General features: G+C 70.0%; 18 protein-coding genes. 5 read left to right on the top strand and 13 right to left on the bottom strand.

The annotated features are described in order from the left end of the window. Positions 1-48: 48 nt before the first annotated feature. Together CG740_RS37615 and CG740_RS37610 are read left to right on the top strand one after the other, a co-directional pair. A complete protein-coding gene (locus CG740_RS37615; RefSeq protein ID WP_100579817.1) occupies positions 49-822 on the top strand; it encodes a DsbA family protein in 774 nt (257 codons plus the stop codon). Beyond that, a complete protein-coding gene (locus CG740_RS37610; RefSeq protein ID WP_100579816.1) occupies positions 819-1658 on the top strand; it encodes a cytochrome c biogenesis CcdA family protein in 840 nt (279 codons plus the stop codon). Before CG740_RS37615 ends, CG740_RS37610 begins: the two co-directional genes overlap by 4 nt. 56 nt (positions 1659-1714) lie before the next feature. On the opposite strand, the gene CG740_RS37605 is transcribed toward CG740_RS37610, so the two are convergent. The 6 genes from CG740_RS37605 to CG740_RS37590 form a co-directional block, all read right to left on the bottom strand. Then, positions 1715-2401, bottom strand: coding sequence for a 4'-phosphopantetheinyl transferase family protein (locus CG740_RS37605; protein ID WP_100579815.1), 687 nt, complete (start codon positions 2399-2401; stop codon positions 1715-1717). Between the two features lie 11 nt (positions 2402-2412). Continuing rightward, on the bottom strand, positions 2413-3243 hold the full coding sequence (locus CG740_RS40110) for an alpha/beta fold hydrolase (protein ID WP_159030542.1): 831 nt from the start codon (positions 3241-3243) through the stop codon (positions 2413-2415). Between the two features lie 2 nt (positions 3244-3245). Then, entirely contained in the window at positions 3246-3719 is a 474-nt protein-coding gene (locus tag CG740_RS40105; RefSeq protein ID WP_234376726.1) for an SRPBCC family protein, read from the bottom strand. Between the two features lie 102 nt (positions 3720-3821). Next, on the bottom strand, positions 3822-5357 hold the full coding sequence (locus CG740_RS40100) for an FAD-binding protein (protein WP_159030540.1): 1536 nt from the start codon (positions 5355-5357) through the stop codon (positions 3822-3824). Continuing rightward, on the bottom strand, positions 5354-6949 hold the full coding sequence (locus tag CG740_RS37595) for a flavin-containing monooxygenase (RefSeq protein ID WP_100579814.1): 1596 nt from the start codon (positions 6947-6949) through the stop codon (positions 5354-5356). Before CG740_RS37595 ends, CG740_RS40100 begins: the two co-directional genes overlap by 4 nt. A gap of 10 nt (positions 6950-6959) precedes the next feature. Beyond that, entirely contained in the window at positions 6960-7856 is an 897-nt protein-coding gene (locus CG740_RS37590) for a class I SAM-dependent methyltransferase (RefSeq protein ID WP_100579813.1), read from the bottom strand. 269 nt (positions 7857-8125) lie between these two features. On the opposite strand from CG740_RS37590, the gene CG740_RS37585 reads away from it, so the two are divergent. The 3 genes from CG740_RS37585 to CG740_RS37575 are packed head-to-tail and all read left to right on the top strand — an operon-like array spanning position 8126 to position 10126. Further along, positions 8126-8380, top strand: a complete 255-nt coding sequence (locus CG740_RS37585; RefSeq protein ID WP_100579812.1) for a hypothetical protein — start codon at positions 8126-8128, stop codon at positions 8378-8380. A gap of 10 nt (positions 8381-8390) precedes the next feature. Further along, on the top strand, positions 8391-9377 hold the full coding sequence (locus CG740_RS37580) for a 3-oxoacyl-ACP synthase III family protein (RefSeq protein ID WP_100579811.1): 987 nt from the start codon (positions 8391-8393) through the stop codon (positions 9375-9377). Then, on the top strand, positions 9374-10126 hold the full coding sequence (locus CG740_RS37575) for an SDR family NAD(P)-dependent oxidoreductase (RefSeq protein ID WP_100579810.1): 753 nt from the start codon (positions 9374-9376) through the stop codon (positions 10124-10126). Before CG740_RS37580 ends, CG740_RS37575 begins: the two co-directional genes overlap by 4 nt. Before the next feature lie 261 nt (positions 10127-10387). Here the strand turns inward: CG740_RS37575 and CG740_RS37570 are convergent, their stop codons facing one another. The 7 genes from CG740_RS37570 to CG740_RS37540 form a co-directional block, all read right to left on the bottom strand. Then, positions 10388-11230 (bottom strand): alpha/beta hydrolase, encoded by an 843-nt coding sequence (locus CG740_RS37570; protein WP_100579809.1) that lies wholly within the window; start codon positions 11228-11230, stop codon positions 10388-10390. Next, positions 11227-11946 carry an indole-3-glycerol phosphate synthase gene (locus CG740_RS37565; RefSeq protein ID WP_100579808.1) on the bottom strand — a complete coding sequence of 240 codons (720 nt, stop codon included), beginning with the start codon at positions 11944-11946 and terminating at the stop codon, positions 11227-11229. The genes CG740_RS37570 and CG740_RS37565 overlap by 4 nt, the downstream gene beginning before the upstream one ends. Then, positions 11943-12680, bottom strand: coding sequence for a phosphoribosylanthranilate isomerase (locus CG740_RS37560; RefSeq protein WP_234376725.1), 738 nt, complete (start codon positions 12678-12680; stop codon positions 11943-11945). Before CG740_RS37560 ends, CG740_RS37565 begins: the two co-directional genes overlap by 4 nt. After that, positions 12677-13822, bottom strand: coding sequence for an acyl-CoA dehydrogenase family protein (locus CG740_RS37555; protein WP_100579807.1), 1146 nt, complete (start codon positions 13820-13822; stop codon positions 12677-12679). The genes CG740_RS37560 and CG740_RS37555 overlap by 4 nt, the downstream gene beginning before the upstream one ends. Positions 13823-13884: 62 nt before the next feature. After that, a complete protein-coding gene (locus tag CG740_RS37550) occupies positions 13885-14259 on the bottom strand; it encodes an ectoine synthase (RefSeq protein ID WP_100579806.1) in 375 nt (124 codons plus the stop codon). A 48-nt stretch (positions 14260-14307) separates the two neighbouring features. Then, positions 14308-15204 carry a tryptophan synthase subunit alpha gene (gene trpA / locus CG740_RS37545; protein WP_100579805.1) on the bottom strand — a complete coding sequence of 299 codons (897 nt, stop codon included), beginning with the start codon at positions 15202-15204 and terminating at the stop codon, positions 14308-14310. After that, positions 15197-16216 (bottom strand): anthranilate phosphoribosyltransferase, encoded by a 1020-nt coding sequence (locus CG740_RS37540; protein ID WP_100579804.1) that lies wholly within the window; start codon positions 16214-16216, stop codon positions 15197-15199. The genes trpA and CG740_RS37540 overlap by 8 nt, the downstream gene beginning before the upstream one ends. Positions 16217-16279: the final 63 nt, after the last annotated feature.

Here is a 16279-nt window from a genome sequence, read left to right as displayed (position 1 = left end):
ACGCACGCCCGCCAGGGTGTACGTAGGCGTACGCACCCGGAGTCCCGCATGCCCAAGAACACGTCCCAGTCGTCCAGGCCCGCCGCACCGGCCAAGTCCCGCAAGCCGTTCCTCATCGGGGCGGCCGTGGTGGCCGCCGTCGCCGTCCTCGGTATCGCCTCCTACCAGGCGAGCACCCCCGACCCGAAGCCCACCGCCAACGACTCGGCGGCCTCCGCCTCCGAGCCCTCCGCGCCCTCCTCCGCCTCCGATCCGGCCGGGTCGGGCGCTCACCCCGAACTGATGAAGCTGGCCCGCCGCGAGGCGAAGGACCCGCTCGCGCAGGGCCGCACCGACGCGCCCGTCGTGATGATCGAGTACGCCGACTTCAAGTGTTCGTACTGCGGGAAGTTCGCCCGCGACACCGAGCCGGAGCTGGTGAAGAAGTACGTCGACAACGGCACCCTGCGCATCGAGTGGCGCAACTTCCCGATCTTCGGCGCCGAGTCGGAGGCGGCCGCGCGCGGGGCGTGGGCGGCCGGGCAGCAGGGGAAGTTCTGGCAGTTCCACGCGGCGGCGTACGCGCAGGGCGCCAAGGAGAAGGGGTTCGGCGGCGACCGCCTCAAGGAGCTGGCCAAGGAGGCCGGCGTGCCGGACGCGGCGCGCTTCGAGACGGACCTGGACAGCGACGCGGCGAAGGCGGCGGTGACCAAGGACCAGAACGAGGCGTACGCGCTCGGCGCCAGCTCCACTCCCTCCTTCCTCATCAACGGCACGCCCATCGCGGGCGCCCAGCCGATGGACGAGTTCGCGCGGGTCATCGAGGCGGCGGCGAAGAAGTGACCCCGAACATCGGTTACCTCGCCGCGTTCCTGGGCGGTCTGCTCGCCCTGTTCAGCCCGTGCAGCGCGCTGCTCCTGCCCGCGTTCTTCGCGTACTCGATCTCCAGCCGCACCAAGCTGCTCGCCCGCACGGGAATCTTCTACGCGGGCCTGGCCACCACCCTGGTGCCGCTGGGTGCGGCGGGCTCGTACGCGGGCCGCCTCTTCTACGGCCACCGCGACCAGTTGGTCCTCTTCGGGGGCTGGCTGATCATCGCGCTCGGCGTCGCGCAGATCGTGGGCATGGGCTTCGCGAGCCGCCGCATGACGGAGCTGTCCGGGAAGATCCGCCCGACCACCGCGGTGTCCGTTTACGCGCTGGGTGCGGTCTACGGACTGGCCGGGTTCTGCGCCGGCCCGATCCTGGGCAGCGTCCTGATGGTGGCGGCGATGGGCGGCAGCCCGGTCTACGGCGGCCTCCTGCTCGCGGTGTACGCCCTGGGCATGGCGGTCCCGCTGTTCCTGTTGGCCCTGCTGTGGGAGCGCTTCGAACTGGGCGGCCGCAAATGGCTGCGCGGCCGGGTCCTGAAGCTCGGCCGCCTCCAACTCCACACCACGTCCCTTCTGTCGGGCCTGTTCTTCATCGCCCTCGGCGCTCTGTTCCTGGCGTACGACGGCACGACGGCGCTGCCCGGCCTGCTGGACGTGGACGACTCGTACGCGCTGGAGGAGTGGGCGAGGGGGGTCGGCGAAGCGGTACCGGACTGGGCGCTGCTGACGGCTCTGGTCGCCGTGACGGCGGTGACGCTGGGCGTACGGGCCCGGCGAGCACGAACCCGCCCTGCCGAGAAGCCCTGACCAGCCCGTCCCCGCCTGGCTCGCCCTCCTGTCGCGTGGCCGGGCGGTGCGGTGCGTCATGCCTCGCGGGGTGCGGGCGGCACACCTGCGGAGCAGCGCCGTTCTCCGCGTGAGACCGCCGTCAGGACCAGACGGTCGGAACGCAGCCAGCGGCCCTCGTACACCGGGCTCACGGGCGGGGCGACCGGAGGACGGAGGGTGGCCGCGAAGGTGCCCGTGGGGGACAGGAACAGGGTGGCATCGCGGAAACCGAGCCGGATGCCGGTTGCCGGGTACCAGGCCTTGTACGTGGCCTCCTTCGCGGAGAAGAAGACACGGTCCCAGGGCAGGGAGGGATCGGCCCGCGCGAGGGCGTCCAGGTGGGCGAGTTCTGCCGGGGAGGCGATCAGGTCGAGTACACCCGTGGGAAGCGGGGCGGCCGGTTCCGCGTCGATGCCGAGAGCCGCCGCCGCGGTGGCCGGCGCGGCCACCGCGGCGCGGTACCCCTCGCAGTGGGTGATGCTGCCGACCACGCCCGACGGCCACCTGGGGGCGCCGCCCGCGCCCGGCAGCAGCGGGGCCGGCGGGTGGCCGAGTTCCGCAAGACAGCGGCGGGCACAGGCGCGGGCCGTCGCGAACTGGGCCCGCCGGCGTGCCCGGCGGCCGTTCATCAGGGCCGCCTCGGCCGGAAAGAGCGGAGCGGGAGCCGCGTCGTCGAAGGCTTCCGACGCCATGACGCCCGGGGGCAGGAGTTCCTCGATCACGGCCGGTCACCTCACCGCGAGGCGAGTTCGGCAACCGCCGAGACCGCGAGCAGCGGGCGTTCCAGCGGCAGCATGTGGCCCGCGCCCGGGACCCGTGCGAAGCGGGCTCCGGGTAGGACGCTCGCGAGCGTCTCCGCCAAGGCCGGGTCGATCACCTTGTCGGCCTCACCGTGCAGGACGACCGCCGGGACCGTGACGGATGACAGCGCCGCACGCACGTCCCAGCCGCGGGTGCACCGGAAGAAGTCCGACCGGACCTGGGGGGCCGTCGCGGCGAACAGTTGGCGGTTCACGTCCTGCACGCCGGGATCCACGTCCTTGCCCATGGTGGAGCCGAGCAGTTTCCGCCCGAGCCACGGCTGGTGGAGTGCCCTGGTGAACAGGGCACTGCCCATCATCTTCACCTCGCTGTCCGGGGTGTCCTGGCCGTGCGCCGCCGTGCCCAGCAGCACCAGCCCGCGCAGCCGGCTCGCCGCCGGCGACGCGGAGGCGTACGACAGAGCGGAGAACCCGCCGCCCGAGTGGCCCACGAGCACCGCCTCGCGCGCGCTCGTCTCGGCCAGCACGGCTGCCAGGTCGGCGCCCAGACGCTCCACCGAGACCGGCGTACGGCCCAGGGTGGAGGCGCCGTGACCGCGCTGGTCGTACAGCACCACGCGGTGGCCTGCCCGGATCAGACGGTCCGCGACCGTGCCCCACACCCGGCGTGCATGCGCCCACCCGTGCACCAGCACCACGTCTACGTCCGAAGGCGCGCCCGCCAGCGGGGCGAGGACGGTGACCGCGAGTGCGGCGCCGTCGTCCGTACGGACCGTCAGCTCACGCGTGAGGTCCCGGGCCATCGTCACCGCGGCACCGCCGACAGCTGCCGGTCCAGCGACACGAACGCGGCGAGGGTGCCCTTGGAGTGCTCCGCGCCCAGGTCCGCGACCTTGGCCAGCAGCTTGAGCCAGCCGTGCGGGCTGCCGTCGAAGTGCATGGAGATCCGGGTACGGCCGTCTGCGAGGGGATCGAGAGAGAAGGTGCTGGTGCCCCGGAAGACACCCTCCACGTACTCGACCTTGAGACGGCGGCCCGGCTCCACGGCGATGGTGCGCGCGGTGAACCGCAGCTTCGGCCCGCCCTTGTCGACACCCTTGGTGTGCACGGTCACACCGACCCTGCCGCCCACGGCGTCCGGGGCGCCGGAGAGGGTGGTGAACGTGTTGGCGGGGACCCACCACTTCCTCGCACCGCGGAACTCGGCGACGAGCGCCGACCAGACGGTGTCTGCCGGGGCGTCGATCGTCGCCTCGTCGATCAGGTCGTACGTCGTCATGCCGAAGCCTCCAGTGGATACGGAACAGGGCGGAGCGCGGGGCAGCCTCCGCCGGGACTTCACGTCCGGTCGGGCCGCACCCGGGCCGCACCCGGGCCGCGGTCAGGCGAAGAAGCCCTGGCCGGGAGTGAACAGGTTCTTGGGGTCGTACTTCGCCTTGGCTGCGCGGAAGCCCGTCCAGCGGTCGCCGAAGTGGGCCTTCCAGTCGGCCTGGGTCATATTCGGTATCGCGCCAACGAGGTAGCGCTTGGCGCCCAAGGCAACCGCGGTGTCGTAAAGGCGGCGGTTCTGGTCGAGCATGCCCTGTATGTTCGGCTCGCCCGGGTCGGGGAAGCGCAGCAGGTCGAAGAGGTAGGCGACCGGCTCGTTCGGCTGTACCGCCAGCGGCCGCCTGATCTTCGAGGTGACGTACGGGTAGACGAGCAGGTATCCGCCCCCCAGCGAGGCCGCGGTCAGCTGCTGCTCGACCTGCTTCATGAAGGTCTTCACCTTCGATGCCGGCAGGAACAGGCTCAGCCAGGGCTTGGGCCCGGGCCAGTAGCCCGCCTGCTTCAGATACGCCTCGGCCGCGTCGATCCGGAACGCGTACGCCCGGTACGTCTGATCCTCGATGACCGCGTCGGTCCGCACGTCCCTCAGGCCCGCCAGCAGCGCGTCGCGGTTCGGCGGAGTCGTGTCGTAGGCGGCACCGGCCTCCATCCGGTAGCGCCAGCCCGAACCGTCCGGCTTCTGGAGCATCTCGCCGGCCTGGATCTCGAACCGGCCGTCCTTCGTCACCATCTCGGCGTCCGCGAGATAGGTCTCCACGTCGTTGTAGAAGAGGCTGAAGACGACCACCCGCGCCGGCGCCGGGATCAGGGTGACGGTTGCCCGGACGATGATGCCGACCTGGCCGCCACCCGCCAGCGCCGCGTTGAACAGTTCCGACCGCACCGACGGGCTGGCCGTGACCAGCTTTCCGTCGCCCGTGACGATGTCGATGGACTGCACGGTGTCGCACAGCAGGCCGTACCTCTGCACGGTGCCGCCTATACCGCCGACGCTGATGGTGCCGCCGACCGAGAGGTGCAGGTAGTCCGTCAGCGCGGGCGGGGTCTTGCCCAGCGCCAGGGCGGCGTCGGTCAGCTGGCCCCACGTCACACCGGCCTCGACCACGGCGTGGTCGCCGCCGACCGAGAGGATCTTCGACATGCCCTTGGCGTCGATGGCGATGCCACCGGGGACCCGGGCCTGGCCGTACACGGAGTGCGACTCGATGTCGGTGCCTGTACCGCCCTGTCCGTTGACCGCGACCTTGATGCCGTTGGCCTGCGCGTATTTGACGATCGCGACAATGTCGTCGATCCCGCCCGGCCGCAGCACGGCCCACGGCCTGTTGCACGCGGCGTCCCACAGATGGCCGAAGTCCTTGCCGAAGGCCTCGACCGTGGCCGGCGCCGTCTCCAGCGTGCCGCTCAGTTTCGGCACCCGGACGACGTCGGCGTTGCCGACGGCCTCGGCGGCCGTCGCCCATGTCCGGTCGACTGTGTTCCAGCCGACCACGACAGCCGCGGCGGCCATGCCGCCGAGGAACCGGCGCCGCGAGGGCGCGACGGCGCCCTCGGGGTCCCCGGCGGGGATTCTGGGGACGGTGCTCATACGCCCGCCTCTCGGTCGGCACGGCTTGCTGCGGGTGAGATACGGGCCTTGCTGGTGCGCACCTGTGAGGCGAGCTGGTACTCGCTGAGGTCGAAGCGCTTGGTCTGGCTGCGGAAGCGCCAGGTGTACGTCGGCCAGATGGACGGATTGCGGCCGTTCGCATCCAGGTACCAGCTCTTGCAGTTGCCCGCGTTCCACACGGTGCCGTCGAGCCTGGAGTCGAGCGCCTTGTTGTAGGCGTCCTGCGCCTCCTGCCGGACCTCGACGCTGGCCAGCCCGCGCTTCTCGATCCGCTTCAGCGCGTCGAGGACGTAGGCGATCTGCGCCTCGATCATCACGACCTGCGAGGAGTGCCCCAACGTCGTGTTCGGGCCGAGCAGCATGAAGAGGTTGGGGAAGCCGGCGATCGTGGTGCCGCGGTGTGCGCTCATGCCGTCCTTCCACGCCTCGCGCAGCTGCACGCCGCCCCGCCCCCAGATCCGGCGCGCCACCGGTCGGTCGGTGGCCTGGAATCCGGTGCCGAGGATGATGGTGTCGACCTCGCGCTCGATCCCGTCCTTGCCGACGATGGACTTGGCGCGGACCTCCTCGATCCCGTCGGTGACCAGCTCCACATTGGGTTGCTGGAGCGCCGGGTACCAGGTGTTGGAGAAGAGCAGCCGCTTGCACGCCATGATGTAGTCGGGCGTGAGCTTGGCACGCAACGCCTCGTCCGGAACCGACTTCTTCAGATGGTCGCTCGCCATCTTCTGCATCTTCGCCGCGACCTTCGGTCGGGCCATCACGAAGGCCAGGACCTCCCGGCCCCACATGTTGAAGTTCCGCCTGAAGTTCTGATAGCCGGGCACCGAGCTGAGCAGCTTGGCCTGGAGAGGGCTGGTGGCCTTGTCGTTCTTCGGCCCGACCCAAGGAGGTGTGCGCTGGTAGACGTCGAGGTGCCCGACCTCTGGCTGGATCTTCGGAACGAACTGGATGGCAGAGGCGCCCGTACCGATGACGGCGACCCGGCGCCCGGCGAGATCATGGGCATGGTCCCAGTTCGAGGAGTGGAAGATCTTTCCGTCGAAATCCGCCAAACCCTTGATGTCCGGTACGGCCGCCTCACTGAGATAGCCGGTACCGGTGACCAGGACCTGTGCGGTGTAGTCGCCCTGCGAGGTCTCGATCTTCCAGTGGCGCTCGCCGTCGTCCCAACGAGCGGCCAGGAGATCGTGCCCGAAGCGGATGTGCGGGCGCACACCGAAGCGGTCGGCCGTCTCGCACAGGTACGCGTACAGCTCGTCGCGTTTGCCGAAGGTGGATTTCCAGTGCGGGTTCTGGGCGAACGAGAACGAGTAGAGGTGAGACATGACGTCGCATGCGCAGCCCGGATAACTGTTGTCGCGCCATGTCCCGCCGACCTCATCGGCGCGCTCGAACACCAGAAAGTCGTCCATGCCCGACTGCAGCAGCCGGATGGCGGTGCCCAGGCCCGAGAAGCCGGTGCCGATCACCGCCACCCGCAGATGCCGGGTCGGGCCGTGCCCGCCGGAAACCGTCCCGGTGTCCCCACTTGCCCCGCCGTCCTTGGCCGGCTCGGGAATGCTCGTCATGTAGGCCTCCTCAGCGGCGGGTGATGGTGACGCGGAAGTTGTTGAAGAACTTGTCCTCAAGCGTGTACGCGAAGATGTCGAGGTAGCGCTCGAAGCGGGCTACGACCTCCTCGCCCTCCAGGGCGACGGCCTCGTCCCGGCGTTCGGCCAGCAGGACGAGCCAGGCGCGGCAGGCCATCGCGAAGGACTCGCGCTCGTTGACGATCTCGTCGATCTCGAAGTGGCCCTCGGCAGCGGCGCTCAGCTCGCTCAGGTGCGGGATGTGGCAGCCCTCGAACTCGGAGCGCTGGAGGAACTTCAGATCGTCGAGGAGGGTGCGGTTCATCGGCAGCGCCTCGGCGGTCATGGTGTGCAGCACGAACTTCGCCCCGGGGTTCAGGGCGTTCGCGACCTGCTGGAAGAAGAAGCGGTAACGCTTCGTGCGCTCCTTCGCCGGTAGATCGGAGGAGACGAAGTGCTCCAGAGCGTTGATGCAGAACGCGGCGTCGTACTTCTCGCTGTCATCCGCGACCTTGTAGTCCGCCCAGCTCTGGACCAGCGTGGTGACCCGCGGATTGCCGAGGCCCGAGATGAAGGCCTCCTGGGTGCGGGACAGGGTCAGGCCGACGGCCTGCTCCGCGCCGTGCACGGTGGTCAGGCGGTTGAGCATGGTGCCCCAGCCGCAGCCGATGTCCAGAACGCGCTTGACGCCGCCGGACGCCACGTTCGCGAGTTCGGCGAACTTGTCGAGCTTGCGTTCCTGTGCCTCGTCGAGGGTGGCGACCAAGTCCTCGTCGGGTTCCCAGTAACCGCCGGAGTACATCATCGTGGGGCCCAGCAGGAGCCGGTAGAAATCGTTGCTGACCTCGTAGTGGTGCCTGATCGCATCGACCTCGGGGTCTACCGACTTGGGGGCGACCGTTGTCATCCTGATCCTCGCTTCTGACTGTCCGCCGGGTCGTACTTCCGAACTCGCGTCTGAGAGAACCGGATGCGCCGCAAGGCGTGCGCAAGACGGAGGGTGAATTCCTGATCCGGGTCCGTGCTCCTTCGCCGCTCTCCCCCGTGCCGGCCGTGCGGCTCTCCGGAGGACGGGCGGCGGCCTGGACGGCGACGTCTGCGTCTTGCGTCTTCCTTGCGGGGGCGGCGATTTCATCACTCCCGAAATCGCGTACGCACTGTCGAGAGGACCGACCCATGTCGCTGCCCACCATCGAAGAACTGGCGAGCCAGCTCGAAGCCGTCTCGGGTGCAGCTGAGGTGAGCCCCGACGCCCCGATCCAGCACATCACGGACGTCGACTCGCTGGACCTGATGGAGTGGCTGTACGGCTTCCAGACCCAGTACCCGCACATTCCGGCCGACGAGTCGATCTTCGCCGACCTCGACGACTCGACCACCTTGCGTGACGTGTACGCGAAGATCGTCCTGCTCGTCCCGGCTCAGGCGTAGCGAGGCTGACGTGACCGGCTTTGACATCACCGGATGGGGCATGGCGGTACCCGAACGTATCGTCACCAGCGCCGAACTCGCCCAGCGTTTCGGCGTCGACGAGCACTGGGTCGTCAGCCGCTGTGGCATCCGCGAACGCCGGGCAGTCGGTCCGGGGCAGACCACAGCGTCCCTGGCCGCCGAGGCCGGCCGACACGCCCTGGAGAAGGCCGGCCTGACCGGCGCTGACATCGCCCACCTCATGGTTGCGACCGCCACTCCCGAGCAACCGTCTCCGGCGACGTCCGCGTTTGTCCACCATGAACTGGGCATCTCGGGGAGCGCGCACGACATCAACTCCGAATGCGCGGGCTTCGTCTACGGGCTGGTGTCCGCGATGGCGCTGATCGCCATCGACCCCCGCCCGATCCTGCTGATCGGATCCGACACTCACACCCTGACGGCCAACCCTGCCGACCGGGATCTGTCCATCCTCGTCGGGGACGGCGCGGGTGCGGTCGTCCTCAAGCCGGCCGCGGAAAACCGGGTCAAGGCGTGGAACCTGGGCGCGGACGGCTCCTGCGCCGGCTCGCTCAAGGTGCTCGCCGGTGGCAGCCGGATGCCCACCACCGCGGAGACGGTGGCCGCGGGCCTCCACTACGCGCAGATCAACGGCAACGAGATCTACCTCAACGCCGTCCGCTACACCGTCCGCACGGTCCGCGAGACGCTGGAGGGCGCCAAGGTGGACGCGGCGGACGTCGACCACGTCGTTCCGCACCAGGCCAACATCCGGATCATCAACTCGATCCTGGCGCACACCGGGCTGCGGCAGGAGTCCTTGGTCACCAACCTGGAGAAATACGGCAACACCGCCTCGGCGTCGATTCCGATCGCGCTGACGGAAGCCCTCGAAGCGGGTCGGATCAAGCAGGGAGACAAGGTCTTGCTGGCGGGCTTCGGGGCCGGCATGACGTGGGGTTCGATCCTGATGGAATGGGGCGGCACCCCAGCATGAGCAAGAACGATACGGGTCAGCGTCCGGAGCACCCCGTCGCGCTCGTGACCGGCGCCTCGGGCGGACTGGGACAGGCGCTGGCACTCCAGCTGGACGCGCTGGGCTGCCGGGTCGCGGTCCACTACAACAGCTCAAGGGAGGCTGCCGAGGCCGTTCAGGAGAAGTTGACGAACCGGTCCGTCCTGGTGACGGGTGACATCGGCTCATGGGAGGCCACCCGGGCCTTCTACGAGCGAATCTCCACCGAGCTCGGGCCGGTGGACGTCCTTGTGAACAACGGAGCCATCCGCAAGGACAGTCTGATGGCGATGCAGAACCCGGCGGACTGGGCGCAGGTGATCCAGACCAATCTGATCGGATCCTTCCACACCGCGCGGGTCTCCGTGCCGTACATGCTGCGGCAGCGGTGGGGCCGGGTGATCAACATCGTCTCCCCGTCAGGCATCATCGCGACGGCCGGCCAGACGGCGTACTCGGCGTCCAAGGCAGGTCTGATCGGCCTCACGCGCACCCTCGCGGCGGAGTGCGGCCGACGGGGGGTGACGGTGAACGCGCTGTCGCCCGGCTTCATGATCACGGGAATGACGCGGACCCTCCCGGATCGCGTCATCGAGGGGATGGAGGGCAAGGCTCCTGTCCCCCGCTTCGTCACGGTCGAAGAAGTAGCCCGCAGCCTCGGGCTCTTCCTGGACCAGGACTGCATGACGGGCCAGGTCGTCAGCATCGACAGCGGCGTGTCCATCACCTGACCGCCCTCGGCCCGCCACGGGTTCGGCACCCGAGGCCCCGCGTACCGCCGGGCGTCCGTCCGGGCCGTCCTCGTTCTGCGTTGTACCGGTCCTGCGAGACCTCGGCGATCCGCCTCGTGGGCGTACGCCGGCACGCGTACGACCGACTCGTGCCGGCCCACGCGCCCGCCGGGGAGGTGGCATGGGTCGCCCGGCCGCGGTCACCTCACGGCCATGCCCCGCAATGCCGCCACGACCCCGCCGCCGAGGGCGCGCCGCGCGTCAGGAGCGCGCGGCCAGGAGGCAGTCCTCGAAGAAGGTCAGGACGCGTAGGTGGTAGGCGGTGGCCGTGTGGCCGAGGCTGATGTTGTGGCCCGCAGCGGGGAGGTGCTCGACGGTCACCCGCGGGGACGAGGCCAGAAGGGCGGCCATCGACGCCAGTGTGGGCTCGTCCAGGCGCCACCACGCCTCGTGCTCCGCGAAGGTGAGCCGGACCGGGACACGCACGTTCGGCGCGAGGGCCTCGTACTGGGCGGGCCAGTGGACCGTCTCGGCCGACTCGCGCGGCGGGGTCGGAGACAGCAGGGCGCGGCTGTCCCGGAAGGTGCCGTGCGGGTAGAGGCGCAGAGGGCCCCAGTTGAGCCCGATGGCCCCGCCGCTGAGGGTGGACGGCAGGCGCAGGGCCTGTGGACGGTACTGGTAGCCGACGCCCGAGACGTCCAGGCCCAGCAGCCGTATGCCGTCGGCCGCGGCGGCCGCATGGAAGGCCACCTTGCCGCCGTCCGAGTGGCCCAGGAGGAAGACGCCCGCGCCGATGTCGTGTCCGCAGGCGTAGTCCTTCAGGGCTGCCTGGAGCGTTTCGGCCTGGTCGGCCAGGGGCTGGCCCTCGGGAAGCAGGTGCGCCGAGTCGCCGTACCCGGGGCGGTCAACGGCCAGCACCGCATGCCCGAGGCCGGTGGCGAGCGGGATGAAGGAGTTCCAGTACGCCGCCCGCATGCCCCGGCCGTGGATCGCGAGGATCGTGGACCGGGCTGCCCGGCCCTCCGGCAGTGCCAGGATCGCCGACAGCGGGACACCCATCGGCTTCAGCCTGTACACGGGCCTGCCGTCCTGTGTGGTCGTCATCGGACCGCTCCCGCCCGAGCACCCGCCACCGCGGCCATCCACGCCGTCGGCGACCCGCTGCGCAGCAGCGATGTGCCCACCAACAGCCCGCGGAATCCGGCGTCCAGGAGCCCGGCGGCGACGGCGGGGCCGTCGATGCCGCTCGCGCTCACCGGGCACGCGGTGCCGGTGGCACGGATCGCCGGCAGCAGATCCAGGGAGCGGCCCAGGTCACCGGCGCCGCGCTCACGAGTCTTGATGTCCTTGTTGTTGACCGCGATCACACACTCGGCGGGATGGCGGATCTGTTCGAGCTCGGACTCCTTCGTGATCTCGACGAAGGGAGTGAGGCCGCTCCGGAGGCACTCCGTCACCAGCGTGAGCATGCTTGACCCGGGCAGCAGGGCTGCCGTCAGCAGCACCGCCGACGCGCCGAGCTCCTTCGCCGTGTGGACATGGTCCTTCCTGGTGATGAAGTCCTTCTGGAGGAGCGGCAGGTCGGTCAGCGCCGCGACGTCCCGCAGCAGGGCCGGCGAGCCGCCGAACCAGCGGCCCGTCACCACCGAGATGCAGGGCGCTCCCGCCGTTTCGTACGCCCCGACGATCGCGGCCGGAGTCCTGCCGCCGAGCAGGTCGAAGCCGTGTGCGTCGCGCCGTTTCACCTCCATCACCACGGGTGCCGGGCAGGCCAGGAGGGTTTCAAGAAAGGGGAACTCGGTACGGTTCCGTTTCGTCATCGCGACGGCTCCATCCGGGGGTGGTCGGGCACACGGGTGTTGTCCGTGCACCAGGCGTGAGCCAGGGCTGCGATCTCCGCCGCCCCGAAGCCACCGGTCGACGGGTCACGCGCCGCCGTGTCCACGTCGATGCCGCGGAATCCGGGGTGGCGTACGGTCTCCTCGTACGCGGGGCGGCCGGCCGGGGTCAGGCCACCGGCCAGCAGGAAGGGCCGGGACAGCAGGGGCAGCAGATCCCTGACGCGGGCCGGGTCGAGGGTGCGGCCGGTGCTGCCGATCCGGCCGTTCTCCGTGGTGGTGTCGAGGAGGAAGAGGTCGGTGCCGGCCCGCTCGTACGCGCCGATCAGCGGGCGTTCCACACAGCCGCCGCCCTTCTCCATGTGCAGGACTTTGACGATGCCCACCTCATCGGGCAGTGCCCCGCGCAGGGCTCGCACCATCGCCGGAGGCTGGTACGCGTGCAGCTGCACCCAGCCGACACGAGTGCGTCGCACGGTGTCGGCCAGCCGGTCCGGAGCGGCCAGGAACGTGACCAGGACCGGCAGCAGGCCGGCCGAACGGGCGGCCGAGGAGAGGGTGGCGAGCTCGTCCGGGTCCAGTTCCGACGCGCCGCCGGAGACGCCGTGCCACAGTCCCACGCAGTGCGCCCCGGTGGCCGCCGCCTCGATGTCCTGCGGGGTCGTGGCCCCGCAGACCTTCAACAAGGGCGAGGGCAGCGGGCGTTGGGCGGTCACTTGCCGAGCCCCAGCTGTGAGGCGATCCGGTTGTACTGGATCTCGTTGGTGCCGGAGTAGATGGTGCCGCCGACGGCGCTGCGCACGTCCTGTTCCAGGCCGTATTCAGACATGTAGCCGTGGCCGCCGAAGACTTGTACGGCGGTGAGGCTGGTCGCCAGGTTGCTCTCGCTCGTGATGAGCTTGGCGATGGCGAGGTCCATCGTGACGTCCTCGCCGGCCTCCAGCTTCTCGCCCGTGTCATAGAGCCATTTACGGGCGGTCTCCAGCTGGATCTTCGCGTCGACGATCTTGTTGGCGATGCCCTGGTACGAACCGATCGCCTTTCCGAACGACCTGCGCGTCTTCGCGTAGTCGACGCACCGGTCGAGGCGGTGCTGCATTTCGCCCACGTTGACGATGAAGGAGAACAGAATCTCCCGCTTCATCACATGGTCCAGGACCAGCAACCCGCCCCCGGTCCGGCCGAGCACCGCACTCGTGTGTACCCGGACTTCGTCGAGGAACAGTTCGCTCAACGGCGAGGTCCGCAACCCCATCTTCTTGACCGGGCTGCCCACGGTCAGTCCGGGGGTGTTCCGGTCCACCAGGAAAGCCGTCGTCCCGAGCGGGCCGCCGTCCGGATGGGTCCGGGCGTAGACCACCATCACATCCGCGACCGGCCCGTTGCTGACGAACACCTTGCTGCCGCTGAGGACGAAGTCGTCCCCGTCACGGACGGCCCTGGTGGTCATCGCCATGGCATCCGAGCCGCCCTCGGCCTCCGTGATGGCATGGGCGCCGATCATCCCGCCCGAGCAGATCCCGGGCAGGTAGCGCTCCTTCTGCCCCGCGGTACCGAACTTCTGGAGCGGGACTCCGGTGGAGCACATGGACGTGGTGACCGAGAAGCTGAGGCCCGAATCGCGGTTGCACGCGCCCAGTCCCTCCAGCACGTACATGGTGGTGAGGAGGGACTGGCCGATGCCTCCGTAGACCTCGTCGAAGGGCAGTCCGAGGACGCCGGTCTGCCGCACGACCTTCCACTTGTCATGCGGGAAGACGGACTGCTCGTCGAGTTCGATGTGGTCTGCGCTGAGCGCATCCCCCCACCGTTCCAGGCCTTTGCGCAGGTCTGCCTGGTCGGTGTTCCAACGGAGCACGACGGACCCCTTTGATCGGACTGATGATTCGATTCGGACGAGCGGTGCTTCGGGCGCGGTACTCAGTAGGCGGACGAGGTGTGCGCGTCCAGGTTGTGGACCTCGTCGCCGCGCAGGGCCGGCGAGAAGACGCAGACCAGGCGCAGATCCTCGTGCGGACTGGCGACGAGGTAGTGGGCATCGTGCTGGTCGAGGGCGTACATCCGGCCCGGGACCATCTCGTGCGAGGTGCCGTCGAGCTCGATGACCTCGCCGGAGCCTTCGATGCAGTAGCAGGTCTCCAGATGGTTGACGTACTCCAGACGGGACTTGGTGCCGGCTCGCACGGTGGTGTCGGTGACCGAGTAGCCCAAGCCGTCCTCGGCGACGAGGAAGCGGCGGCTGAGGCCGTTGCCCCACTCGACGGTCTTCACCGACTCGACGTCACGAATGATCATGGAATTCTCCTGTTCCGGATGGATGGTGGAACTGCAACTGGGCAGGGTTCAGCGCGGTGGCACGGGCAGGACCGAGCGGACGAAGTCGCGGAAGGCCACGGTCACGTCGAGACCGGCTTCCTGCGCCCGCTCCACCGCGGACACCGCGGCGGAGCCGATGATGGCGGCGTCCGCGCCACTGGCCCCGACGGCCTCCACGTCCTGCCGCGTGCTGACCCCGAAGCCGACGGCGATCGGGGAGTGTGTGTACGTCCGGAGCCCGCCGACCGTCCGGGCCAGCGCGGCGTGGCCGGCGGCGGGCGCGGTCCCGCTGCGTCCGTAGTGGGCGACGAGATAGAGGTAGGCGGAGGCGTGTGCGGCGGCCTCGGCCTGGACCTCGGGCGAGCTCTTGGCATAGCAGGTGGTGACGATCGGGAGCCCGACGGCCGCGGCGGACTCCCGGTGCCTCTCGCGCAGGCGCGGGGGCAACGCGTGGATGAGCAGACCATCCGCTCCCGCAGTGGCGATGTCCCGGGTGACGGCGGCCAGGTCCCGGTGGCCCAGGGAGTACCTCCAGTCGGCGAGCAACGCGATCCGTGTTCGCGTGAGCTGCGGCCGTATGCCTGCGAGGAAGGCGAGTACGTCTTCCAGCCCCGCCCCGCCCCGGTCCATCGCCCGACGCGCGGACCGCCGAACGGCCGGCCCGTCGGTGACCGAATCAGGGAAAGGGACGGCTAGTTCCAGGCAGTCCACCCCCTCTTCGTCGAGCATGAGGACCAGGTCCCGCAGGACCGGCAGCGGCGGGTCTCCGGCGTTGAGGAACACCGCGAGTCCCGGGCCCCGGCCGGGGGCGCGGTGTGCGAAGAAGGGCGCCGGCGCCGACGCTCCTCCGGCGGAGGGGAGCGCGTTCGTCCCGGCCGTGCCGGTCCCGGTCGTCGTCGCTGTGACGGCCGCGGGTTCACGCACGGGCCACCGCCTGCGCGGCCCGAGCCAGGTCGTAGGCGGCGCCGGACTCGACCGCTTCCTCGGCCAGCGAGAACGCGGAGCGCCAGTCCGGGTGGGTGCCGGCGGCCACGGCCAGGGCGGCCGCACCCAGGCAGACCGTGCGGGTGGCCACCGCGCCCGCCGTACCGGAGAGGACGGACAGGAAGTGATCGACCGCTGCGGCGGGCTCCGCGGCGGGCCGCAGATCCTCGAAGGAGCCTTCGCCCGGGGTGAGTTCGCCCGGCCGGATGATCAGGGTCCGGGAGTCTTCGCAGTGAACGGTGTTGGTCACGAAGGGCAGCAGCTCGTCCGCGCCACTCGTGTTCGAGGTCAGCCAGATCCGGCGGCCGGTGGTGGCCGCCGCGAGTTCACGCAGGGTGTCGAGGGGGGCGTTCGCCGAGACGCCAGTGACCTGGGCGGTCACCGGGAGGTCCGCGAGGAAGGGGCCCAGGGCGTTCAGGAAGCGGCCGAAGGGTTTCATGCTCAGCGGGGCGACGGTCCGTGCCAGCCGTGTCAGCTGCGCGGGGTAGACGAAGGGCCCGGCGAAGGCGATCCCGTAGGTGGCGAGGGTGTCCTCGGTCTGGGCATGGGAGGAGGTCAGACGGACGCCGAGCCTTTCCAGCAGATCGACGGAGCCGAGCTGGCTGGTGTAGGCCCGGGAGCCGCTCTTGACGACCTTGACACCGGTGGCCGCGGCGACGAAGGCCGAGGCAGTGGAGATGTTGAAGGTCCTGGGCCCGCCCCCGGTGCCAACGATGTTGACGGTGCCCTCCCAACGGGCGGGCACCGTGTTCGCCGTCCGGCGCTCGGCGAGTGAGTCCACCAGGTGAGACAGGGTCCGGTGGTCGGGGAGCAAGCTGCTCAGAGCGGCAAGGAGGGCGACGGCCTCGGCCCGGTCGAGGCTGCCGTCGCCGAGCTGGTCCCACCAGGACCGCCAGGTTTCGCGGCCGACCGGGGCCTGCCGCTCCAGCAGGCCGGTGAGGGCGTCGTGCACGGTCGGGCTCCTTCTCGCTCATCTCCGTCAGGGCTGAAGCAGGAATGCGTCAGGGATGAAAGG

The organism is Streptomyces sp. CB01201 (assembly GCF_002803085.1).
Classification (GTDB): Bacteria; Actinomycetota; Actinomycetes; order Streptomycetales; family Streptomycetaceae; genus Streptomyces; species Streptomyces hundungensis.
The sequence above is the reverse complement of the archived record's forward strand: the minus strand, read 5'-3'. Positions and strand labels throughout refer to the sequence as shown.